The sequence below is a fragment of the Caldisphaera sp. genome (genome assembly GCF_023256325.1).
Lineage (GTDB): Archaea > Thermoproteota > Thermoprotei_A > Sulfolobales > Acidilobaceae > Caldisphaera.
Map to the genome: position 1 here is coordinate 1 of NZ_JAGDXI010000049.1, position 23,186 is coordinate 23,186.

24 protein-coding genes are annotated in these 23,186 nt (G+C 30.9%); 10 read left to right on the forward strand and 14 right to left on the reverse strand.

Annotation, left to right across the window (positions count from 1 at the left end; genetic code table 11):
• The first annotated feature begins 61 nt into the window (after nucleotides 1-61).
• Nucleotides 62-1,477, forward strand: a complete 1,416-nt coding sequence (locus Q0C16_RS07290; RefSeq protein ID WP_292320875.1) for an MFS transporter — start codon at nucleotides 62-64, stop codon at nucleotides 1,475-1,477.
• A gap of 118 nt (nucleotides 1,478-1,595) precedes the next feature.
• Nucleotides 1,596-2,549, forward strand: a complete 954-nt coding sequence (gene arcC / locus Q0C16_RS07295) for a carbamate kinase (protein ID WP_292320877.1) — start codon at nucleotides 1,596-1,598, stop codon at nucleotides 2,547-2,549.
• Here arcC and Q0C16_RS07300 read toward each other — a convergent pair.
• The 4 genes from Q0C16_RS07300 to Q0C16_RS07315 form a co-directional block, all read right to left on the reverse strand.
• The gene (locus Q0C16_RS07300) at nucleotides 2,536-2,775 is read right to left on the reverse strand and encodes a hypothetical protein (protein WP_292320878.1); all 240 of its coding nucleotides are present in this window, start codon (nucleotides 2,773-2,775) and stop codon (nucleotides 2,536-2,538) included. The genes arcC and Q0C16_RS07300 overlap by 14 nt on opposite strands.
• Nucleotides 2,776-2,885: 110 nt before the next feature.
• A complete protein-coding gene (locus Q0C16_RS07305; RefSeq protein WP_292320880.1) occupies nucleotides 2,886-4,121 on the reverse strand; it encodes an Nre family DNA repair protein in 1,236 nt (411 codons plus the stop codon).
• A 90-nt stretch (nucleotides 4,122-4,211) separates the two neighbouring features.
• Nucleotides 4,212-4,991 carry a 16S rRNA (adenine(1518)-N(6)/adenine(1519)-N(6))-dimethyltransferase RsmA gene (gene rsmA, locus Q0C16_RS07310; RefSeq protein WP_292320882.1) on the reverse strand — a complete coding sequence of 260 codons (780 nt, stop codon included), beginning with the start codon at nucleotides 4,989-4,991 and terminating at the stop codon, nucleotides 4,212-4,214.
• Nucleotides 4,992-5,008: 17 nt separating this feature from the next.
• On the reverse strand, nucleotides 5,009-5,899 hold the full coding sequence (locus Q0C16_RS07315) for a DUF655 domain-containing protein (RefSeq protein WP_292320884.1): 891 nt from the start codon (nucleotides 5,897-5,899) through the stop codon (nucleotides 5,009-5,011).
• 272 nt (nucleotides 5,900-6,171) lie between these two features.
• Between Q0C16_RS07315 and Q0C16_RS07320 the strand changes: the two genes are divergently transcribed.
• Complete coding sequence (locus Q0C16_RS07320) at nucleotides 6,172-6,975, forward strand: hypothetical protein (protein ID WP_292320886.1); 804 nt, start codon at nucleotides 6,172-6,174, stop codon at nucleotides 6,973-6,975.
• Here Q0C16_RS07320 and Q0C16_RS07325 read toward each other — a convergent pair.
• Nucleotides 6,958-7,824 carry a hypothetical protein gene (locus Q0C16_RS07325; RefSeq protein WP_292320888.1) on the reverse strand — a complete coding sequence of 289 codons (867 nt, stop codon included), beginning with the start codon at nucleotides 7,822-7,824 and terminating at the stop codon, nucleotides 6,958-6,960. The two genes, Q0C16_RS07320 and Q0C16_RS07325, sit on opposite strands and share 18 nt — an antisense overlap.
• Nucleotides 7,825-8,126: 302 nt before the next feature.
• Here Q0C16_RS07325 and Q0C16_RS07330 point away from each other — a divergent pair, with 302 nt between their 5' ends.
• The gene (locus tag Q0C16_RS07330) at nucleotides 8,127-11,129 is read left to right on the forward strand and encodes an adenosylcobalamin-dependent ribonucleoside-diphosphate reductase (protein ID WP_292320890.1); all 3,003 of its coding nucleotides are present in this window, start codon (nucleotides 8,127-8,129) and stop codon (nucleotides 11,127-11,129) included.
• Between the two features lie 42 nt (nucleotides 11,130-11,171).
• The gene (locus tag Q0C16_RS07335) at nucleotides 11,172-11,675 is read left to right on the forward strand and encodes a signal peptidase I (RefSeq protein WP_292320892.1); all 504 of its coding nucleotides are present in this window, start codon (nucleotides 11,172-11,174) and stop codon (nucleotides 11,673-11,675) included.
• Here Q0C16_RS07335 and Q0C16_RS07340 read toward each other — a convergent pair whose 3' ends face one another.
• The 4 genes from Q0C16_RS07340 to Q0C16_RS07355 form a co-directional block, all read right to left on the reverse strand.
• Nucleotides 11,676-13,739 (reverse strand): DNA topoisomerase I, encoded by a 2,064-nt coding sequence (locus tag Q0C16_RS07340; RefSeq protein ID WP_292320893.1) that lies wholly within the window; start codon nucleotides 13,737-13,739, stop codon nucleotides 11,676-11,678.
• A gap of 32 nt (nucleotides 13,740-13,771) precedes the next feature.
• Nucleotides 13,772-14,128, reverse strand: coding sequence for a hypothetical protein (locus Q0C16_RS07345; protein WP_292320895.1), 357 nt, complete (start codon nucleotides 14,126-14,128; stop codon nucleotides 13,772-13,774).
• 13 nt (nucleotides 14,129-14,141) lie between these two features.
• Entirely contained in the window at nucleotides 14,142-14,453 is a 312-nt protein-coding gene (locus Q0C16_RS07350) for a 50S ribosomal protein L21e (RefSeq protein WP_292320897.1), read from the reverse strand.
• A gap of 200 nt (nucleotides 14,454-14,653) precedes the next feature.
• Nucleotides 14,654-14,995: a hypothetical protein gene (locus tag Q0C16_RS07355; RefSeq protein WP_292320899.1), complete on the reverse strand. Its 342-nt coding sequence runs from the start codon at nucleotides 14,993-14,995 to the stop codon at nucleotides 14,654-14,656.
• 184 nt (nucleotides 14,996-15,179) lie between these two features.
• Between Q0C16_RS07355 and Q0C16_RS07360 the strand changes: the two genes are divergently transcribed.
• A complete protein-coding gene (locus Q0C16_RS07360) occupies nucleotides 15,180-15,566 on the forward strand; it encodes a hypothetical protein (RefSeq protein WP_292320901.1) in 387 nt (128 codons plus the stop codon).
• Between the two features lie 8 nt (nucleotides 15,567-15,574).
• On the opposite strand, the gene Q0C16_RS07365 is transcribed toward Q0C16_RS07360, so the two are convergent.
• The gene (locus Q0C16_RS07365) at nucleotides 15,575-15,952 is read right to left on the reverse strand and encodes a hypothetical protein (RefSeq protein WP_292320903.1); all 378 of its coding nucleotides are present in this window, start codon (nucleotides 15,950-15,952) and stop codon (nucleotides 15,575-15,577) included.
• Nucleotides 15,953-16,259: 307 nt separating this feature from the next.
• Here Q0C16_RS07365 and Q0C16_RS07370 point away from each other — a divergent pair, with 307 nt between their 5' ends.
• Complete coding sequence (locus Q0C16_RS07370) at nucleotides 16,260-16,457, forward strand: zinc ribbon domain-containing protein (RefSeq protein ID WP_292320905.1); 198 nt, start codon at nucleotides 16,260-16,262, stop codon at nucleotides 16,455-16,457.
• Between the two features lie 180 nt (nucleotides 16,458-16,637).
• Entirely contained in the window at nucleotides 16,638-16,925 is a 288-nt protein-coding gene (locus tag Q0C16_RS07375) for a DNA-directed RNA polymerase subunit K (RefSeq protein ID WP_292320907.1), read from the forward strand.
• Between the two features lie 96 nt (nucleotides 16,926-17,021).
• On the opposite strand, the gene Q0C16_RS07380 is transcribed toward Q0C16_RS07375, so the two are convergent.
• From Q0C16_RS07380 to Q0C16_RS07395, 4 genes are all read right to left on the reverse strand, one after another.
• Complete coding sequence (locus Q0C16_RS07380; RefSeq protein WP_292320909.1) at nucleotides 17,022-18,080, reverse strand: site-2 protease family protein; 1,059 nt, start codon at nucleotides 18,078-18,080, stop codon at nucleotides 17,022-17,024.
• Nucleotides 18,081-18,349: 269 nt separating this feature from the next.
• Nucleotides 18,350-19,192, reverse strand: a complete 843-nt coding sequence (gene dph5 / locus Q0C16_RS07385; protein WP_292320911.1) for a diphthine synthase — start codon at nucleotides 19,190-19,192, stop codon at nucleotides 18,350-18,352.
• 18 nt (nucleotides 19,193-19,210) lie between these two features.
• Nucleotides 19,211-19,690, reverse strand: coding sequence for a PadR family transcriptional regulator (locus tag Q0C16_RS07390; protein ID WP_292320913.1), 480 nt, complete (start codon nucleotides 19,688-19,690; stop codon nucleotides 19,211-19,213).
• Between the two features lie 192 nt (nucleotides 19,691-19,882).
• Entirely contained in the window at nucleotides 19,883-21,934 is a 2,052-nt protein-coding gene (locus Q0C16_RS07395; protein ID WP_292320915.1) for a V-type ATPase 116kDa subunit family protein, read from the reverse strand.
• A gap of 343 nt (nucleotides 21,935-22,277) precedes the next feature.
• On the opposite strand from Q0C16_RS07395, the gene Q0C16_RS07400 reads away from it, so the two are divergent.
• Both Q0C16_RS07400 and Q0C16_RS07405 read left to right on the forward strand, forming a co-directional pair.
• Nucleotides 22,278-22,574 carry a V-type ATP synthase subunit F gene (locus Q0C16_RS07400; protein ID WP_292321087.1) on the forward strand — a complete coding sequence of 99 codons (297 nt, stop codon included), beginning with the start codon at nucleotides 22,278-22,280 and terminating at the stop codon, nucleotides 22,572-22,574.
• Between the two features lie 7 nt (nucleotides 22,575-22,581).
• On the forward strand, nucleotides 22,582-23,184 hold the full coding sequence (locus Q0C16_RS07405) for a V-type ATP synthase subunit E (RefSeq protein ID WP_292320917.1): 603 nt from the start codon (nucleotides 22,582-22,584) through the stop codon (nucleotides 23,182-23,184).
• Nucleotides 23,185-23,186 lie beyond the last annotated feature (2 nt).

Genomic DNA, 23,186 nt, shown 5'->3' on the forward strand with positions numbered 1-23,186 from the left:
TATAGATCTACGTCGAAAAATTTATAAACTAAATAGATCTTAAAAGAATTGGGTAGAGAATATGAGCAATCCGTTTAAGTCTTTAGATGAGAAAAAATTAAGTTGGTTTCATTTTAAGTCTCTTATAACAACGGGTATGGGAGTTTTCACCGATGGTTATGACTTGTCATCTATTGGAATAGTGTTATTATCAGTATTGTCATCTTTTGGGATAAACTCAAAGAATCCTAACTATACTTTATATGTTTCTTTAATATCTGGTGCTGCATTAATGGGAGCTGCAGTTGGAGCAATTATATTTGGGATTTTATCCAATAAAGGAAGGAAAACATTTTATGGTGTAGACGTTGCTATATTAACTATTGGGGCATTATTACAAGCTTTTGTAAACTCTCCAGAAGAACTTATCATTGCTAGGCTAATACTTGGCATTGGCATAGGAGCAGATTACGTATTATCTCCTGTTATAATGACGGAGCATTCTAACGTCAAAGATAGAGGTAAAATATTAGCTTTAGGATTTGGTCTGATGTGGGGGTTTGGAGCAACAACTGCTGCAATAATATATTTAACATTATCTTATTTGGGACTTAATTCGATGCTAATATGGAAAATAGTTTTAGCTGCAGGTGCTATTCCAGCAGCATCAGTAATATATTTAAGGAGAAAAATACCGGAAACTGCTAGATTTTTAGGAAGAATTAAAGGTGATGTAAAAGGCTTTAAAGAAGTAATAAGTGAAGTAACTGGTAGTTCAATAAATATAAACAGCAATTTAAAAGATGAAAAATCTTCTTTTTATTACTTTAAAAAATATTGGAAATATTTCTCAGCAGCAGCTCTAATATGGTTTTTATATGATATAGTAGTATATTCAGGGATATTGTTTGGCCCTTCACTAATAGCATCAAAACTTGGGTTAAATTCTGGAACTTTTCAGTTGGTTAATGAGGCATTATTTGTAATTCCTGGAGGATTAATTGCATTAGCATTAATAGATAAAGCAGGAAGGAAGCCATTACAAATATATGGATATATCGGGATGGCAGTATTTCTATTGGGATTTGCAATCTATGAACATTTGACCGGCTCATCGCATGGATTTTCTCCATTATTAGCACTACTTCTTTATGGCGGCTATAATTTAGCTAATCAAGCAGGACCAGGATCAATTAGCGGCACTGGAATATTTGCTGTAGAACTAGCACCAACAAAAGTAAGAGGAACAGTTCAATCAATTGCAGTTGCTTCTGGCAGAATAGGAGCTACTTTAACTTCATTTGTGTTTCCAGCACTGTTTGTAAAATATGGTCAGTTCTTTGCTGTTAGTTTTCTATCTACAACAGCTATACTAGCAGCAATTATAACTTTAGTATTAGTTCCAGAAACAAAAGCAAAACCATTAGAAGAAATAACCAAAGAAGTTGAGGAAATGAATATTTTATCAAAAGAATTTGGAGGAATAATAAAGGAATAAATACGTTTTTATTTAAATTATATTTTTAATTGTGGGCGCAAAAATTTATTGGTTAATAAGAATGCTTAATGTTTAACCATACGTTAACAAATTAATACTCTGGCATAGATGTTATAGCTTGCCATCAAATAATAAGCAAGCAGAGGGAATACACATGAAGCTATTAATAGCACTAGGAGGTAATGCCATACTAAGAAAAGGGGATAAAGGTAGTGTAGATGATCAATGGAAAAATATAAATAATGCCGTAGAAATAATAGCTAAATCAATTGAAAGTGAAGACAATATGGTCATAACTCATGGAAATGGACCTCAAGTTGGTTATCTTCTTGAAATGATGCATTCTATGAATTCAGAAAGAGCATTGACTATAGATATAGCGGATGCAATGACTCAAGGATGGATTGGGTATATGCTACAGCAATCATTTTCAAATTATTTAAGGGATAGAAAAACAATTTCTGTATTAACTAGAACCTTGGTATTAGATAACGATAAGGAGTTTTCTAATCCAACCAAATATGTTGGTAGTTATTTTACAAGAGATCAAGCAGAAAGGCTCTCCAAAGAATTTGGTTGGGTTTTCAAGGAAGACCCTAGAGGAGGTTATAGGAGGGTCGTGCCAAGTCCAATGCCAGTTGATATATTGGAAATTGATATTATAAAAAAATTGTTAGATGAAAAATATGTAGTTATAGCTGCAGGAGGGGGAGGAATTCCTGTTATAAAACATAAAGATAATTATATTCCTGTAGAAGCAGTAATTGATAAGGATTTAGCTAGTTCATTATTAGCTACAAAAATTAAGGCCGATAAATTTATAATATTAACTGACGTAAAAGGAGTTGCAATAAATTATGGTAAAAAAGATGAAATATGGCTAGAAAAAGTTAGTGTTAGCGAGTTACACGATTTGTATAAAAAAGGAATGTTTCCTGAAGGATCTATGGGTCCAAAAGTATTAGCTTCTATAAAGTTTGTTGAATCAACTAATGGAATTGCTATTATAGGAGATTTAGATGATGCTCGTAATGTGATAAAAGGTTTATCTGGAACTGTTATAGTTCCTTAAACCCTCTTTGAGACTTTAGACCGAGTTTTCTATAAGGGCAGTCTTTCCAATAATTTTCGCATTTATTCACTTTACTCTTTGTTATCAGAGAATCTATGGCTCTGCACCTTACATAATAGTTCCCGTTACTTTCTAGTACGCTAAAGAACTCGCATTCTGAAGAAGGTTTATAACTAAGCATGTATATAGGCTCAAATACCGTCTTTATTTTGTTTTCTTTAGACATTTTTCCACCATAGTTCTCTCTGTAAGCAAAAAGTATATAGTTTTAGACTTGGTATATTAATAAAATTGCTTAGAAAGAAATATTAACTTAGATTTTCTTGATTAAATGTTTTAAATAAATTCAGATAGCTTTCTCTTCTTTAAACTATATTCTAATAGATAGCTCTCTTTTAGCACGTAATTTGGATCTGCTTTAAGCCAATTACTTGCATATTTATTGATCTCTTTTATATCATTAGTCTTAAATTTGTAGCCTTTAATTAAAGAGTTTCTTACGGTCTCTCTTATATGCCAGTTTCCTACAGGGGCATAATAAGATGAGAGTATTTCTCTTAAAATAACTATGCTTGCCTTTCTTTTTGTGTTAAAAAGATGTTCTAATACAGCAAGTCTCGCGGCAGAAAATCCGCCATCTAAAGTGGAAACCCTTCCTAACGCATCTTCTTCAACCTTACTTATAACAGGTTTCTCGGCATATTTAGTCCATATTGATAACGGATGCCATATTTCGATCCATTCAAATTCTATATCCCCTGGTAATAATATTATTAAAAATCTATTACTTAAATATTCACCTTCATATATTTCATATTGATTTATTTCATTAAATCCTCTGACATGTTTTCTTAAATATTTGGAAAGAGTATCATCAACTGCTGTTATCGACCATCTTGTTGGTACAAGCTTCCTTTGTTTTATCTTTCCTAAAAAACCCAAGCTTAACATATTTTGCAAAATATAAACATCAACCCCCTCCTTATATAAGTTCCATAAAGCATTTTCTGCTTTTAGATCATCCCATATTATTTTTTCAGAAGCTTGACTTAATTTAGGGTTACTCCTTACAATTATTTTTTCAGCAGGAGCTCTGGGACCAACTGGTTTTGTTATACCATCAAATGATAGTTTTGGCAATGGATATCTTTTGAGTATTACTTCACTGTCAACAGGCCTTTCAGAAATTATCGCTAATCCTATTTCGTTCTGATATAATTCCCAGGGTCTATTTATATCAACGGCTATGGTAGCTGATACGAGTTCACTTCTCATTTTTATTATATTTTCAAGAGGCTCCTTTTTAATTGACCATAGAATTGGGTTATCTCTATACTTGGCTTCATCTCCATTTAACCCTGGAGGTATCATGTAATGAAATAAAACTTTTGGATACCCATATTCACCTATAAGACCACTTGGAGGAGTTGATCCTCCAGCATTTTTATCAACTATTTTCAGAGAAGAATTTACTTGAGATCTAAATTCTTCTAGTATAGGACATTTTGGCAGCCCGCAGAGTTTTTTGTATCCCTTGCATCTGGCGCATAATTCAGCCGGTATTCTTGCCACTAAGAAGCACCTTGTGCTTTAGTTCCATTTTTAATAATAGTTAATAAAACTTTAAAGGGATTTCTATTTATTTTTAATAAACAACAGTTATTAAGTATTAAGAAGGTTTAGTATTTCATTAGGTGTTAAATCTTTAACCCTTTTTCCTTTAACATTAAATTCTTTAGGATTTTCTTTATCGATACATGTTTTTATAACCTTTTCAGCTTTTTTATTTCGTTGAGAAAACAAGCAAGAAGTTAATTTTTCTAGCTTAGTAAAATTCTCATTCCATAGATCTTTCCTCTCTAAAACTATTATTAGGCTATCAACTTTAGGTTTTGGGAAAAATTTTTCCGATGGTATGTATCCAACTATTTTTGTTTTAAAAAGGAGTTGTATAATTATGCTTAGCCTACCATAATTCTCTTCTCCTGGATTTGCTGTTATTCTTTTACCAACTTCTTTTTGCATTCCTAATACAGCATATTTTATATTATTATTTTTTGCAAGAGTTATTAATATTTTCGAAGTTATATTATATGGCATATTAGATACTAAAATAGGTATTTTTGTTGAGTCTACAAAGCTGGCTCCATCGCCTATTATAAATTCTACATTATGCGGTAAAAAATTTCTTACATAGGAAAGCCTTCTATCTATTTCTATTGTTATAATTCTTTTTGCAAGAATAGATAATGGTATGGTGATCGATCCTATACCGGTACCAACCTCAAGAAAATCGTAGTTCTTAAATTGAAGTAACTGGTCATAAAAAAATTTTATCGAATTACAATCGAGTAAAAAATGCTGAGAAATTCTTTTAATGAGTTTAATTTTAATTCTTTTCTCAAAATTATTACATATAGAATAAAATTCTTTTAATTCCATTAATTTACTCCTCAGCTTTATTTTGTTTTTTGATAAAGACTTTTTCTCATTAACTCTAAATAATTTAAAAACAAAATGTTAGGTTCTTTAGGTTCAATAAATAAATAATATTTTGGTTGGTTTGTAATTTCATCTATAATTTTATCAGCTAAAATATCAACAGGATCAACCTTTAATATTTTTTTGATTTCATCAAAGCTACTAAATTTTTTACTTTGCCTAGCTTCAAGGAGTGATTTAAGTGTTTTCTTACCAACACCTCTTAGTAGCTCAATGGAATGTAATCTTATGTTTATTGGCTCAGCTATATTAAAGAATTCAACAAAGAGTTTTTCATTTTTCCTTATAATTAGTTTAATAGCTTCTGGTAAAGTTCTTTTTGCTATTTCAGATAAATCTTTATAAGATATAGGTGTTCTTGGTACAGCTAAAATTTTTTCAGAAAGACCTCTCTCTTTAGCAACCTTTGAAAGGTCAGAGGGATTTTTTAAATAAACTAGCCCACTATTTGGATCGGAAAGTGATATATCTATCAAATCTGATATTCTTTGAGAAACAGGAAATATTGTAGTACAATATATTCTTTTATCAGCTCCTGGTATACAAGCTAATGAGACATCAAATGTTTTGAACTTTTTACCCGTAGGGTCTAAAGGTTCGTTTACTGATTTTACTGTCTCTCTTGCTAATGTAACCACATCTAAAGATTCTAACTTATGTCCTAAGGGAATGCCATCTAGTATAGTAAACTTTCTCACCCCAATAGCTTGAGCTATAGGCTTTTCTTTATGCCATGGATGCGGATCCATATAGTAACCATTATCCATATAATCTAATATAACTGCCTCTATTTCTACTCCTGCTATATGTTCCCCTTCTCTTTTCTGTGGAGCCCTCTGACCTTCCATTAAATCTCACTCCCTTCTATATTTTTAAAGATGTTTCATCCTATTTATATTCTTCAATGGTATTATAGAGATTTGGGTTTATAGGGGAAATAAATCTTTGCTTTTAATAAAAAGATTTGAAATATAAAGAAGTAAATATAGAAAATAACTATGTTATAAATTTTTACAATAAATATTTTTACTTTAAGGCTGGAAAATATTCGGTCTTTATTTTTTATAAGAATTAAGAAGCCAGCAATATTTAAGGATAGCTTTTTATTAATTAGATTGGATTGAGCTGTATGCCTAGGAAAAAAGTTAAAAGCAATACTGAAAGTAAAGAAGAGAACAATAAAATTCACGAAAATAAAAAGAAATTGCAGAAAAAAGCAAAACTCAGTGATGAGGAGTTTAATAACTTTGTAAGTAATATTTCAAATGAAATAATTGATAGATTTGGACTTGATTTAATTAATTTAACCTCTGATGATATAAAGGATTTGGTTGAAGAAATAATAACTTCTATAGTAGAATCTAGGGTTACTAAGCCTACAGAAGAATCTTTAATGAAAAAATTCATAAACTTAAAAGATCAATTTATGAAAGCGATCGCAGGCAGGCTAATTGAAAGAGATGAGATAAATTCCAGAGATAGGATTGAATTTTTAATAGCATATGCACCAGAGCTAGCTGCAAAGAGTGCACCTAGACTTTATAAAATAGCTAAGAAAATTAATGCGTCAGATTTAATAGATAATTTAAGGCAGCTTTATAACGCTTATGGTAATCCAACACCAATAAGATGCCCTGTTTGTGGTTTTAATTCTGTTATACAGGATATGACTTGCATAGTTTGCGGTGCTGTTCTTGATGAGAAAGATATAAAAAAAGATATAAACTTAAAGGAGCAATTATTAAAACTGAGAAAAATTTATAATGATAGATTAATAGAAGAAATAGTAAGTTCAGGTTATATCATTTATGATGGAGAAATAAAACCCCCAAGTTTGCAAGAAAAAGATAAAATAAGTGTTAAACTTCATTTAAATAAAGAAGAAAGAGAAATTTTATTGAATTTATTAAGAGACAACGCTTAACGTAACATCAATATTTTTTAAGTTTAATTTATTACATGTATTGCAAATTTCATTATCTGAAAACCCTCCACAAATTTTGCATTTAGTTTTTGCTAGTTTGTTTGCAGCATAGCTAAATCTTTCAATAATTCTTTGGCTACCAAAGTCAAGTTCAGGTCTTGAACCTGCAATTGAGTAAAATATGTTTTTTGATTTTATATAAGTAAGGCACAAAGGATTTATTTTTATTCCTGATACAAATTCATAAGAGGCTAGCATTTCTCCTTCAATGCCTGAAAAAGGATAAAATATTTTTATATCATTGTTATCTAAAAATTCAAGAGATTCGGATATAAATTCAATTCTTCCATTTAATAAGGAGTCTAATAGGATTAAAGATATGTCTGTTCTTGTTATAGGCAATGCAATGAAATTATAACCTAAGGCTTTAGCTGCTTTTATTGACCAAGCTCTTTCATATCTTAGACATTCAATTAGTGATAGCCTATCTGGGGGCTTTATGCTAATCTTAGCAATAAATATATCGACTTTATTGTCCAAAAAACTTTTTATTTCTTCTATGTTATAATTATTTGGTATGATTATGGCTATTTTTGATTTAAATTGTTTCTCTATTCTATATAGGATATTAGATAATATAACTGAAGAACTTGGAGAAAAATATGTTATCGGTATAACAATTTTGCTATCCATACTTAAAATCTTGATTTTGTTTATTTCTCTCTTAACTCCTTTTTCAATTACATTGTTTAAGCATTTTGCACAAATATACTCACCGCTATATGCTCTATAATAAATTGCGGGTCTTTTCTTACATATTGAGCATATTTTGTTTATTTTTTCTACCAATTTTCTTCTTTCACCCCAGCTTTTCTCAATTAAAGAAAAATATTCTAGAGCTTGAAATGTTAATCTTTTTTTATTATATAGATAATGTAGGAAGGCTTTTGTTAATTTTTATTATAAATTAATTTTTAAAATTTTGTGTCTATAATCTTCTCTTAACAGGAAAAAGAGATAAGGTAATACAGCCCTAAATATATATGATAAGACAGGTCGGTGTTAGAGTATGCCCAGAAAAATATTTACTTCAGCTAGACATAATATACCTACGCTAAATATGTTAGGTGAATTTAAGTAGAGGTGTAAATATGTCATCAAATGAGGCTGAGCAATTAAAATTAATTAAAGAATCAACATTTAAGCCAGAAATTGAAATGGAAGCTAGAAAGCTTTTATTAAAAGAAATTTACGAAGCTGTTTTAAAAGAATATAATAAAAGAGCGCCAAATGGCGGCATGTTAGCTGATATTCCACAATGTGTAAAAGATTTTGTAGAAGGTAAAAGGGATGAACCATGCGAAGACGATTTGAAATTTACTTATAATGCAATAAAAGTATTGCAATCAAGATATATGGTGAAAAGTCAATTACTAAATCCATTAGAAACACCTTCTATGGTTATGAGAAGAGTGGCTGAGGGTTTCTCTTCTAGAGCAGATAAAGAAAAGCTTTATAATTTATTGATAAATGGCAAATTCATGTTTAATTCTCCAACATTATTTAATATGTTCTCTGATGGAGCTAAAGGAGCTTTAAGTGCTTGTTATGTTACACCAGTATTTGATAGTATGGAAGGCATATTAGATGGAGTTAAGGTTCAAGCTTTAACTTTTAAATATGGAGGAGGCCAGGGTTTCAGCTTTTCTGAGCTCAGGCCTAGAGGAGATATTGTTGCTGGAACAAGTGGAGTGGCAAGTGGGCCATTAAGCTTTATGAGGTTGTATGATGTCGCAACGGATGTTGTTAAACAAGGGGGCAAGAGAAGAGGGGCCAATATGGGTATATTACATATTTGGCATCCTGATATATACAATCCGAAATATGATTCGTGGCAGGCTTTAGCAAACACTTTACCTCCTCAAGTTAGAGCATTTATAAAGGCAGTTAAGGATGCATTTGATCAAATAGAAAAAGATGAACTATACGAGGTAAATCCAATATTAAAAGAAATGGCTGAAAAACTTTCAAAGGAAGGTTATTATATGCCAGAAGATGCAGGTTTTATACAATCCAAGAAAACTCCAATGCAGGACTCATTTTTAACCAACTTTAATATAAGTGTTGGTGTAAATGATGCTTTTATGAAATCGCTCATTGAAGGCAATGAATGGTGGATGGTAAATCCAAGATATAGCAAGGATGAGAATGGAGTTTATAGAATTCATTATAGTATTAGCAAAGAAACAGGTTTAGGAAGAATGGGAAAGCTTATTGAAGAAAACAAATGGCTCTTAGATAATCCATATTTAAATATATTTGAAGATGTTTTAGAAAAAACAAAATCTTTAGCGATTAATGATTTGGAAGAAGCAAGCAAGACATCGGGTAAGAAAGTAGACTTTAATGAAAGAAATACAAAGGCATGGAAATATAATGCAAGGCTTTTATGGGAAGAAATAATTAAAGCTGCATGGGAAGGTGGAGATCCTGGATTAATATTCCCAGATAATCATAATAAATTTAGTCCAACTCCTTGGTTGGGCGTAGTTACTGCAACAAATCCATGTGGAGAGCAGCACCTATATCCATTTGAAAGTTGTAACCTAGGCTCTATAGACCTAAACAAATACGTTAGGAATAATAAATTCGATTTAGAAGAGTTTTATAATGATATACAATTGATCGTTGATTCAATGGATGCTGTAATAGATTTAAATAAACATCCTGATAAGAGACAAACTCTAATAAACTCAATAACGAGGAAAATAGGATTAGGAATAATGGGATTGGCAAATGCTGTAGCAACCCTTAACTATCCTTATGATAGCGATGAAGCTGTTGCGTTCACTTTAATAGTTTCTGCAGCAATTGAAGTTTTTGCATGGAAAAGGAGTTGGGAATTAGGTGCTATATTAGGTCATGCTCCAGCTTTTGAATGTAAAAGATGGGATTGGAAGGAGATGAAATGTGTTGAAAAAGCTGATATTGAAGAAACCTTAAAATTACATACGCCTGCTTTACTTAAGGCTAATGAGGTTATGAGAATTAAAGATGGTTGGATAAATGTAAAGTATCATGATATTAAGATACCAGCGGAGGTTTCTAAAAGACTAGTCGGAGAAACGGCAAAAAGAGTTATGTCAGATGGTTCAATAAACATCATTAAAGAAGAAGCATTTTATAAAGTACTAAATGACGTCTTTTCAATTTCCAAAGATGATATAAATAACTCTTCTGATTTTTCAATAAATGATGTAAAGAAGTTGCTCATTAATGCTTTATTCAACCCTGAAGCGACTTGGAATAAGCTTATAGAGTATGGTAAGTCTATAGGAGCCAAAGCCCCAAGAAATACTGTTGTAAACACAGTTGCTCCAACCGGGACAATAAGCATTATATCTGGAACAAGCAGCGGAATAGAGCCATATTTTGCTTTGGTATATTTGAGAAGGGTTGCTGTAGGAGAATTTTGGGAAACAATATCTATATTTAGAGATAAAGTTTTGGAAATAGCAAAGAAATATAACTTATCTGTTGAGTTTTTAGATGATTTATTTAAATTTATATCATCTCATAAAGGTAGTATAAGATGGGCATTAAACGATATAGAAAACTATATAGTAAGTAAGAGTAAAGTTATTGAAAAGGATGGCAGAATAGTGTCTAAAACCGATATAGATTATAAGGGTCTAATAGAAGAAATAAGAAATTTAGCAAATCTCTTCTCTACCAGCATGGATTTTGATTTGTGGTATCATCTTTCTCATCAAATAGCTTCACAAATTTATACAGATCAAGCCATAAGCAAAACAATCAATTTGCCAAGTGATGCAAAAATAGATGATGTTTATACGACATATCTTGTTGCTTGGTTGGGAGGATTAAAAGGAGTAACGATTTATAGAGATGAGAGCAAAGGGATACAAGTAATATACTTTGGAGGGGAAGCAAAAAACATATTAGTACAACCTATAAAACAAAAGAAAAAAGAGAAGTCTAGAATGACAATAATAAAAAAGGAAATGAGGGTAACAGATATAGAGTCTGATAGAAAGCTCTCCCAATTATTTGGTATAACTAAGGATAGCAGGAGTGGTGTTGTGAGTTTAAAGGCTGATGAAAATAGTACCTGCAAAACATGTGATCTCTAATCTTTTTTAACTTTCTGTTTCTATCATTTTTATGGGATTAAAATGAATAAGTATAATAAAGATCAAAAAACAAAATATGCCAATGCTATATTTATTACAGCTATAATATTGATCATTGGGGCTGCGATAGTTGCTCATTTAGCTTATGGTGTAACACCTGTTATTGTTGATGGAATAAGTATGAAGCCTACTCTACATACTGGGGACATTGCTATAATGTATAAGGAGCCTTATAGCAATATTAAAATAGGTAACATAATAGTCTATAATTATTATGGAACGCTAATTATACATAGAGTTATTGGTATATATGAGCATAATGGGACGGAGTGCTTTATAATAAAAGGAGATAATAATCCAATACCAGATCCAGGCTATCCTCAATATTGTGGGTATTATACAGTAGATGGTTTCACTACAGGAGGAGTTCCATATTTTGAAATAAAAGGCGTTATATGGACTTATAATGGAAATGAGCCAATAGTTATACCATATATAGGAAGCTTTGCTTTAGCAATAAGAGGTACTGGCAGCGATACTTTTTGATTATTTAATATCAATATATGATACTTTATTTTGAAGTAAAAATTTGCTTCCTTCTCTTATCCATAGGCCAACGACAGCATTTTCAGATAGTTCTTTTAATACTTGGTTTTCATTTGTTTCTAGTCTTTTAATTAAATCTGGAACCTTTTCGTTTATTTTCTTTAATGCCATATAATGAAAATCGCATAAATTGTAATTCAAAAACTTGTGTTTAGCTTGTCTTTTACATATAGAGCATTTTTCTTCAGGCTCTTCTATGCCTAAAGCAATTGCTAGATTTTTACCTAAACTTTTATCATTAAGTTTTTCTTTTATTATTTTTGATAGGAATTCCTTAGCTTCATTTACTATGTCTTCTTTAGAATATTTACCTTTTGATATCATGTCTAACTTTTCCTCGAAGTCTCTTGTAAGTTCAGGTGAAGTTAGTTGATTTGATACTAATTCTATAGCTTTATATACTGCATATCCCAAGTTTGTGACTTCCGTTTTATTTCCTTTGTTTATCAAGTATTTTCTTTTGTAAAGTATCTCTATAATTCTAGCTCTTGTTGCTTCTGTTCCAATGTTTACCTTTTCCATCCATCTAAGCAATGAAGGTCTACTTAAAAGCACATTGATTTTCGGCCATACCGTTTTCAGATTAACATTTATTATTTTTACTTTATCGTTTTTTCTTAATACAGGTATTTCATTGGTTTTTGGATAAGAAAAGCTATAATATTTAAACCATCCTTCATCAACCACTACTAATCCTTCTGCTTTATACTTCCTATTTATTCCATCCCTTAAAGTTGCATAGCTTTTATTTAATAGAGCATCTTTTGAAAATGCTGAAAGAAACCTTTTAACAATAAGGTCATAGATGTTTAGATAATCTCCATATAGTTTTTTTGGAACTTCACCTGTGGGATATATAGCTGGGTGGGCAGGATCATCTTCTTTACCCTGAACTGGATTTAGTTTTCCTTCGGTTTCTTTTAATAAGGTTTCTACTAAGCTCTTGTATTTTTGTTTTGTTAAATTATTTATTATCTGGTTATAATTAATAGTCCTAGGTAGTTTTTGGCTATTAGTTCTTGGATAGCTTATTAAAGCTTCTAAATAAAGCTCTTCAGCTATGCTTTGTGTTTTAAATGGTGAGAAACCATATATTCTCGATGCCTCTTTTTGGAGATCCCCTAAATTAAAAGCTGGCGGTGGCGGAATTTTTTCTTTGATATCACCATAATCTTCGACTATTAAGTATGGATTTTTTTCCAGATATTCCTTAACATTCTTCGCTTCAGAAATTGTTTCAGGATACCAATCCTTAGGAGTTATTAAAAATCTTTTCCCTTCGTACTCACCTATTATTGATATAGAAAAATAGGGGTTCGGCAAATATAGGTTTATTTCTTCCCATCTTTTTATGGCTTCTGCAAGAGTTGGACTTTGAACTCGGCCTGCACTTAAAGAAACAGTCTTTCCAGTTTCATTCTTTAATGATTTCATGAGAAGTCTTGATACATTAATCCCCCAAAGCCAATCTAATTCATGCCTTGCAGAGCCAGCATTTACATTATCTAAATCCAAAGGAAATAATTCCTTAAATGCGTTTAAAATATCTACTTTAGTTAAAGCGGAGTATTTCATCCTTTTTGCTCTTTTAATATCTCCAAAGCTTTCTATAATTTTATATCCTATAACACTTCCTTCAATATCATAATCACAAGCATTTATATATGAGCTTGCTTTAGGTAGAATTGATGACATCATCATATAATATGGTTTTGTATAGTAAGCAGATTTATCAAATTCCCAAAGTGGTTTCCATGTTATTTTTACTATGGGTACTCCTCTTCCACTTGTAGAAGGTCCGAATAAATGACCGGCACTGGGCAAAACTAAAATAGTCTCTTTGTTATTTTTAATAACATAATAAGGAATTCTGTAATATTTGCATTTTTCAAATTTTCCATAATCTTTTAAAGCCAAAGCAATTTTTTCAGCAGCTTTTGGTTTTTCGGCTATTAAAGCAGTAAAATTGTTTGAATAGCAGTTTTTGCTTAAACTTTTACTCATAGTTACCCAACTAATTTATGGAGCTAAGGAGTTTAACTTTTTTTATTACAAAAATTATTTATTATGTTGAAAATTTCTTTCGATTTTTCTTCATCTATTTTTGTTGACTCTTCTTCAGGTAAAGAAGATACCATAGATATAATAAAAGAACTGTTTTCAGGGCAAACATTTAATAGCATTATAGCTGTAGTTTCTTTTAAACCAAGGCTAACTAATTTTTTAATTGATTCTGTAGCTTCTTTAAAATCACCTTCTCCAAAGGTTTTTAGATAATCCCATGATTTTTCCTGAAGGGAATTTATTTGTTGGGAATCTTCAATCCTTCTTTCCATAAAATATTTTGCCTCATAATAAGAGATATAGCGTCTTTCTTCAATCCTTCTTTCCATAATATAAGACCCCTTATTGGGATTTTTGTTCTGAGAAGGGTTTTAGATGAACTGCATATGTTATAATAGTTTTTTCCTTATTTCCTAAGTTTACTTTTATTACATAAGCTTTTCCTCTTTTATCAACAATTTCTCCCGTTAGACCATGAAATCTTCTATGAGGCATTCCGTCATGAAAAGTAGAATTTATATATATAACAACTTTATCTCCTATTTGATATGGATATAAGGCTTTACTTAATCTTGGAACACCTCCTCTTTCTCTGATGTGCTTTCTTAGCATATTCCTTGTTTTGCTTCTATACCCTGTTGATGCCTTTACCATTTTGAATCACCTTTACGACTAAAGACCTCGCCATTTAAGGCGTGTATGTAAGTTTATAAATTTTATAAAGTATTTCAGCAAGATTATATTTGAACTCAAAGATTGTAAGTTATAAAAGCAGGTATTCTATTATAACTTTAATATGTTATAACTAAGATATTTATTACTCAATATTAAGTGCTTATATGAAGTTTTAATAATTATGAAGAACTTAAATAGCTCTTACAGCTGTTTAGTATATAGTTTCTTATATCATTAAACTCATTGCCTACCAAGATTGATTTTATTAAAAACATAAATTGTTCCCCTAAGGCTTCACGAGCTAATATACAAGCGTTCTCTGGACTTCTCAGCAATAACTCTACAAATCCCATGTTAAACTTTACTTTAGATTGGCTATCTAGTAGGATATATGCCCCCATAAATGAATTTAATGCTTTTTTACTTAATACACTAACAACTTCATTAAATTTATCTCCAGTAAAATTCATTTTATCCATATCAAATGTCCTCCATAATATATTGTTGCCTATATACATCAATTCTAATACCTCTGTGTATTGTTTATTCAACTGCGTAGATATTTATCTAATAAGACCTATTTCCATTTAAAAGGAGAAAAGCTTTTATACCCATTTTTAAGCTATTCAAATCAAATAAAAACCATTATATTCCAAATGAAAATATTAAATTTGCGTTACCATATTAAAAGTTTAGGTGGAAAAAATGAGCGAAAATGAAGAGGAAGTAGGTGAAGAGGAAGAAGAACAAGAACAACAAAGTAATGTTCAAGAAGAATCTCAACAGCTAATTGAATATAAGGTCGAAAGCCCCGAACTATTAGATATTATGTTAAGATCATTCGATATTTTAGAAAAAGCAGTTAAAGATGAAATTAAGGTAAATGAAGCGAGAGCATATTATAACGAGGAAGTTGAGCGTAAAATGTCAGAGCTATCTAGCTCTTCTATAAAGAAATCAAGAAGGTCTAAGAAATCAGTTAAAAAGAAAAGTAGTAAGAAGAAAGAAAGTGAAAAAAATAAAAAAGAAAAAAGTAGTAAGAAGAAAACCAGTAAGAAAAAAAGTAGCGAAGAAAATAAAGCAGAAGAGTGAGGAATCAATTATTTTTCTGTGGTAACATTAAATCCTATTTGATTTAATCCCTTAACTATGAATTCCTCTTTTAATCTTCTATCAAATGTTATTATTACAAATTTTTTATTATTTTCTTTAACCAGTTTCATATTATCAACAACAACTGAACCTTTTATCATATCGCTTACATCTTTATCTGGAGTAACATAATCTTTAAACTTTTTTCTTTGATATTCATAGAATTCATCAAAGTTATTTAATATTCTAAAAGATTCTATAACATCTTTTGTTTCTAAGCCCCCCCTTAGCGATACAATAATTTTTAATAATTCTAAAGCATCGCTTAACTCTAGTTTAACGCTTTTATAATTTCCAGGTTCAATTTTTAGTTTGATTTCTTTCATTTTTTACTCACCAGAGACCCCGCCTGTAAGGGCGTGAAGTTAAGTATAAATAACACAACGGATATAAAAAGAGTGAGGAGTTTCCCTGAAAGCAGAAATTAAAGTAGCAGTACAGGGGAAGATTGCTAACCCTAACAAGGAGAAAAGACATAAGCTAAACATTGTCCTAGAGAAGTAGCTAAAAGCTGTGAAGTTCTTCGCTTCCTTCAAGGCCAAGGACAAGAAACTCCTCCAACAGAAAGCATACAAGGAAGCTAGAAGGAGGTTCATGTTATCCTCTACCCTCACGGAGACTGCAAGGGACAAGGTGGTATATGTCAGTCCTAAGAACACGTCTAAGACTTGCCATAGGTGTGGGTATGTTACCCGTGTTGAAGGTAGAGAATACCACTGCCCTAAATGTGGGATGATATATAATCGTGACTTGAATGCATCAATTAACATAGCCCGTGCCTTAATGAGAGGTACGGGTCGGGGTGTATGTAAACAACCCGAAGGGGAATGAAGGTGGGTCGTGAAGTCCATTGGAAACCCCAAAGCCCTGCCCGTAAGGACGGGGTAGTTTACTTTTACCCTGCAATATATCTAAGTAAACACCTTAATATTTTGTTAGCATAAAGGAATTTAGCATTTAATTTTTAATCTCGAATTTTAGCAATATTTGTAGGATAAATAGGTGAAAAAAATGTCAGGCTCATATATGGCCTACCCAAAGATAAGAGAAGATATAATGATAGGACCTCCATATTTGACTAAATACGAAAAAGCTAAAATAATAGGTATAAGATCACTTCAATTGACTCATAATGCTCCTCCATTAATAAAAACCGAATTAATAAATTCTTCAGATCCAGTCGTTATAGCTAGGTATGAGGTAGAGAACGGTATTTTACCGGTTTCTGTCATAAGATATACACCATCTGGGCTAAAGCAAGTAATACCGATAAAGTTGCTTTTGAAAGGAAACATATAATTAAATACAATATAAGGAAATATTGTAAAATAGTTCATCCTTTGTAAAGATTGGGAACGATTAATTTAATTATTTTAAAATAATTTAACTTTTGATTCAAACTGGTAATGGCAATGTTAATATAAGTAAAATACTGTACAATATAACAGATAAAAAACCAATTTTTGATAACTTATCATCCCCCATAGCCGATCCTGGATGCCTACCCCTAGATAACAAAAACAAGAATAATGCAAATACGCCAAAAACTGTAAAAGTATCATACCAAAAGCCTGCTATTATTAAACCTAAGATAAAAACTTCGGATACTATTTTATGACCTTTTTCCCCAAGAGCAGCCCTTAAAACATGACCTCCATCCAATTGAGAAACAGGTATTAGATTTAGAAAAGTAACGAAAAATACGATATAAGAAGCAAACATCATTGCTGAAGGTTGTATTATGTATTCTTGTGGTATTTTTTCTACATATGTCAAAATACTTACAATTAACGGAACTAAACTTATTGTAGAGCTTGATGGAGCTGCATATTGAGGAATTAAGATTGAATATTTTAAACCTAAGATAGCAAAAGGTATAGCAGCCATAAATCCTACCAAAGGACCCATAATGCCTGTTAAGGCTAATATATCGTTTGTTGGAGGTAACCATTCCATATTAATTACTGCTCCAAAGGTACCTAGGAATCCAAACTGTAATGGAGGAGCGGGTAGGAGATATGGAGGACTAGCAGGGACCTTATATCTTCTCATTGTGACCCAATGACCTGTTTCATGTAAAAGAAGAGGCACAATTAAAGAAACCAAATAAGCTAAAGGAGTCCAAGCAAATGACTTATTATAGGTATTAAAAACTAAACCTGAAACGTATACGCTTATTAATGTAATTGTTGCTAATATTACAACCATTGGTATATTAGTCTTACTTGCTTTCTTAATTGCATATAAGTAAAAAATATTATTTTCTTTTTTTAGAGTAATAACATATCCATAACTGAAAGATTCTTTATATAATTTTACAAACGCTTTAGTAATATGTTCTTCTTTTACTCCTGTCACTTCAAATTTAACTGAATTTTGATCTTGAGAAGTTATTTTTCCATCAAAGTATTTTGTTATTAAGCTTTCTATTGTACTGTTCATTTCATTTTTCATTTCCATCCCATATTTTAGGATTGTGTTAAAATTTATATTTTTAGATTAGATTGTTACTGTAAGTTAACATTATAACTTACTGGGGGTTAAGAGGTGAAAGTTCTCTTTCTCACAGCTGAGAATCAGGAAATCCTCGTCGTGAGGTGAGGATGCCAGTTCATAAGGGAAGAGTAGTTTACTAATCAGATTATAATTAGCTATTATTCCTCTCAATAAATTGCAACATATATCTTTAAAATAAGGAAAAGGTAGTTAATTTGATTTTTTAATTATAACGTATTTAGATAGGTTTTTAATTGTAGCATATATTTGCAAAAATCTACCTTTATAGAATTCTTATGTTCAATTATGGCATTGTCATTTATATTTAATACGTATTTAAGATAGTTTTCCTCTTCATAATGAAGAGAAGTGGGGATTATCAGACTATACGGTTCATCAATTTCAACGTTTTGAAGCATATAAAGTGAATCTCCAACAAATACATTTTTTTCACCCGCATGTATAATAATTCCGAGCATTTTTTCAAGTTTTTCATATAATTTTAGTTCTTTATTTAACTCTAAGACTGTTTTAATTCCTTGTTCTATACTTAGCAATTTTCCTTGATCGTTTATATCGAATAGTAGTAGTGTATGAGCATTTATACAAAGATTTGAATATAAATTATATATAAGGCTATAGGCTTTTACATTTCTCCATGGTCCAGGTATAGTTAGAGTTTTTCCGAATTTATAATATTGTAATCCTGACAGGGATTTTGCCAAGCAAATTCCTGATATTCCGTTTATTATATCGGCTTCTATTTTTTTCTTTTTTGCCTCAATCAATAAAGAAGCATGAGTAGTTCCTATTAATGGATCTCCTATTACTACTATGCTTACTTTTTTATCTTTGGCAATATCAATAACTTCTGATGAATTATCTTCTAGCATATTTCTTTCAGCTAATATAACTTTTTTATCTTTGGCAATATCAATAACTAAAGAAATTATTTTATCTGAATTTGGCATAGTATATTTATCCACAATTATTATATCAGATGATTTTATATAGTTAATAGCTCTTTGAGTGATATACTCATAATTTATTCCTACTAAATAAAGAGGCAATAATTTGGCACCTTAACTTTATTTCTTTTCACAATATTTTCCTATTTGTTCATCTAGCTTTGCAATCCATTCCATTAGGTTACTACACACCTCGTTAGCCTCGCTCTGAAATCCTTGTTTTTTCATACTTTCTATTCCTCCTAAAATTATATAATTTATCATAGAGGTATAAATAGAAATTTTATTAATTAATTGGTCTTTTAATAATAGCCATCCATTTGTGGTTAGGCCATAAACTATTTTCTTCCCTCCTCTTACACCTTCTTGCTCATATGATTTAATTTCGATTAAACCTTCGTTTTGCATAGAATCTAGTAATGGATATAATGTACCTGCTGCTGGCTTCCATCTGCCGTGAGTCATTTCTTCAATCTTCTTCATGATTTCATATCCATGGCTTGGTTTTTCAGCTAAAATTCTAAGAACTAACCACAATAAGCTCTCTCTAAATGCCTTAGCACCTTTTAGTTGTGTTTCTTCATCTTCTTGCATTTTCATAGAAGTCTCCCTATTTTTAAATAGTAAGAAAGAGTTTATATTGATTTCTATTATATCATTTCTTGATCTATTATTTTTTCATTTAAAAATTTAAAAAACCTCAGTTCTGGTATCTTTCCTCATTGATCAGTAATACCAGCCTTCTTCATCGGCAATTAAAAGATATACGGAGGATTTCAAAAACTTTTCTTTTTATGCCCCTTGGAAGATTATGTTTATACTAGGAAGTCTTATTGGATTAAATGGAACTCCATTACCTGTGAAGAATTTATTAAACCATTCGTAGAAGTGAAGCCTTAGATCATGAGCGAATGCAACTATACCTTCTAGCCCTGCCGTAAGTAAATTACCTAATATGTATACTATAACTGCTGCTGTGAACATTGCTGGGTTCTTTGGACCTACTGGATCTATTACTAAATATAGTATAGTAAATCCTACCATTAATCCTGAGTGAGCAAGGCTTAAACCCATTATCCTCAGAAAGCTTATACTATTTCCCAAAACAAGCAGCATAGATTCAAACAAACCGATAAATGATTCCATTGGGTTTAGTCTAAATCCTTCTCCAATAGCAGCTCTATAAATTCCTTTTCCTATAAGTATCCATATAAGTGAAATAATAGCTCCATAAAATACAAATGCTTCCATAGGTCCCCCTCTACCTAATCCGAATAAAGCTTGTTTTATGGTTGAACCTGCTTCTGTTGCATTAAAGTATAACAAGAAAGGAAGACCTGCGGACAAAAATAATAAAAATAAAGGCAGCTTTTCACCTAGCAAATCTTCATAATCACTCTTTAGGTAACTATTTGCTATTCCTAATAATGTACCAAATATAAGCATAAATGCACCTACCCAGAATGATATATCCATTGATAAGTAAAACAATTTTTGCATTAATTGTTGGGATCCTCCTGATATTGATATATCAACTGGAGACTCTAATGGAGCTGATTGGAATCCAAGGCTTTTCCAAAATTCTCCCATATGTAAGGCCTCTGCGGGAAGTGGGCCAAAAAATTCATTAGCTAAAAAACCTGTCACGATACCCGCTGCACCTAATATAATTGTTACCTTACCTATATCTTTACTTCTTGGCAGCAAGAAAAATAGACCAAATAGTAATACAAGAAGTCCATGACCAATATCTGGAAACATCAAACCGAATATTATTGGCATAGTAATTGCCATAAATATGGTTGGTATTACCTCATTAGAGTTCGGGGTTCCATACATTTTTAATATAGATTCAAATGGCTTAAATATCCTAGGTATTTCCATTTTTGTGGGTACTTCTCTTTGACCTCTCTTTATTCCAAGGCTGTATATTAAATATCTATCATTTGTTGCGTTTTTTATTATATTTCTTAATTTTTTCGAGTCTTTAATATCAATAAATCCATGTATAAATGATGTCGTATCAGAAGTAGCAGTGTTGTTAAGTATTTTAAATACTTCATTAATAACAAAAATTTTTGTATAGTAATCCTTTAAATTCTCATATTTTTCTTGTAATTTCTCTATTATTTCTTCAATTTCTTTATTAATTTTATTAATTTCTTCTTCAATTTCCTTATCGGCCTTCGACGGATTTCCGGAGAATTCGCTTGGAATAGATATAGCAGTAAACCCAAGTTTGACTAAATTGCTATAGGCTTTTTTTACATTTTCATTATTTCCAGCTATAGCTATAACAAAGGTATCTTCTTGGAATTTTTCATACACCATTATAATATCATTGGATATTTTTTTAGCATATTCTATCATCTCGCTAGGCAATATACCTATTGTGAAAGATATTAGCTTAGATTCATGTGCTTTCCTAATATCAGTATCAATATACGAAATATATCTTATAAGTTTTTTCAATTCTATCAGGTCATTTAATTTATTTTTCGATTCGTTTAAGATTGCTATGTTTTTCTCAAATATTGTTTCTAGATCTTTGTTCTGCTCTATTAATTCATTTAAAAAGTCTACCCAGTTTGAAATTTTTAGGCTAATGCCTGATATGATTTCTGGGTTTCTATTTATTGCTTTAAAGAACCCTTCAAGCCTGGCCTTTCTCTCTGATGAAATCGCTGATGCTGATCTATAAATTCTCATAGAATATTTGCTTAATTCTTTTGTTGGAGGTTCTATATGAAAAATCCCAGAGGTGGCTAGACTAGCAACTACTTTATCATATTGTGTATTTGGTACTGCTATTACTACTTCTTCAACTCGATTGGCAACCAGCAATTTAGACCCCTTTACATTAATTAGGAGGGGATAGAGAGTATTTTAAAACTTAAAGAGTTTTTATTATAAACAAACTCTAATTTGCTAATCAGATCCTTTATATTAAAAGGCAATATTTGCTAAATTTTTATTTATTAATATTGTTAATAATTTAATAGGGCCAATAGCTTTTTATTGACCTGCTCTCCGTCATGAAGGGCAAAGCTTGCCTTTCGTTTGCTAATAAAAAATTCATAAGTTCGAAAAAGTTGAAAAATAATGTAGTGCTCATATTAATCGTTTCTTCTGTTTAAATTTAAAAGCTAATTTTTAAACATACATAGTGTAAGTGATTAAATTGAGCATGGAAGGAAAAATGTTTGTTATAGGGGATAGAGAAAGCGCTAATTTATTCAAGCTGGCAGGCATATCCATAATAGACGCGTACACTCAAAAAGAGGCAGAAGAAGGTTTAAAGAAAGCAAAAGAAAAGGGAGCATCATTGGTAGTTGTTTTAAAACATATAGTAAATGATGAAAATTCTCTTAGAAATTTAGCGAATTCATTAAACCTTACTTTGTTGATTTTACCAACAAAATGGGCAAAAGCTGAGCCCATAAATATTGATAAATTGCTGGCTAAAGCATTAGGTATGGGGTAGGTAAAATATGGCATTAACGGGTAATCCAAAAAAGGTTGCAGAAGAGATAACAGAAAAGAATTATTTAGAAACAAAGAAGTTAATAGACGATGCTTATTCTGCTTCGTTAAAGTTATTAAATGAATCTTATCAAGCCGCATTGAACGAGTTTAAGAACAAATTAAATGAAAAGTCTCAAGAATTCATAGAGTCATTAAAAAGTGTTGAAGCAGGTCTTCAATTAGATGTGAGAAAAAAGGTTTCCGAAAAGAAAAACACATATATTGATGATGTTTTTAATCAGGCTATAAATATGATTAAAAGTGAAAAAAATAAAGAATGGTATAGCGATTTTATAAAAAAAGTTATATCTATTGTTGCATCGGAAGCTGAAAATTATAATGGTTTGATAATATATTGCTCAGAAGATGATAAACAGCTTGTTAAAAAAATTTCTTCTCTATTTAAAAATATAGAAATCTCTAATGAGAGCGCTAAAATAATTGGAGGTATAATTGCTACAAATAAGGAAGGAACAATCAAATTGGACTTTAGTATTGACCAGATTATAAAGGAAAATGAGGTTTTTCTTAAAGGGATAGCATCAGAAAAATTATTTGGGGGGAAGTAAAA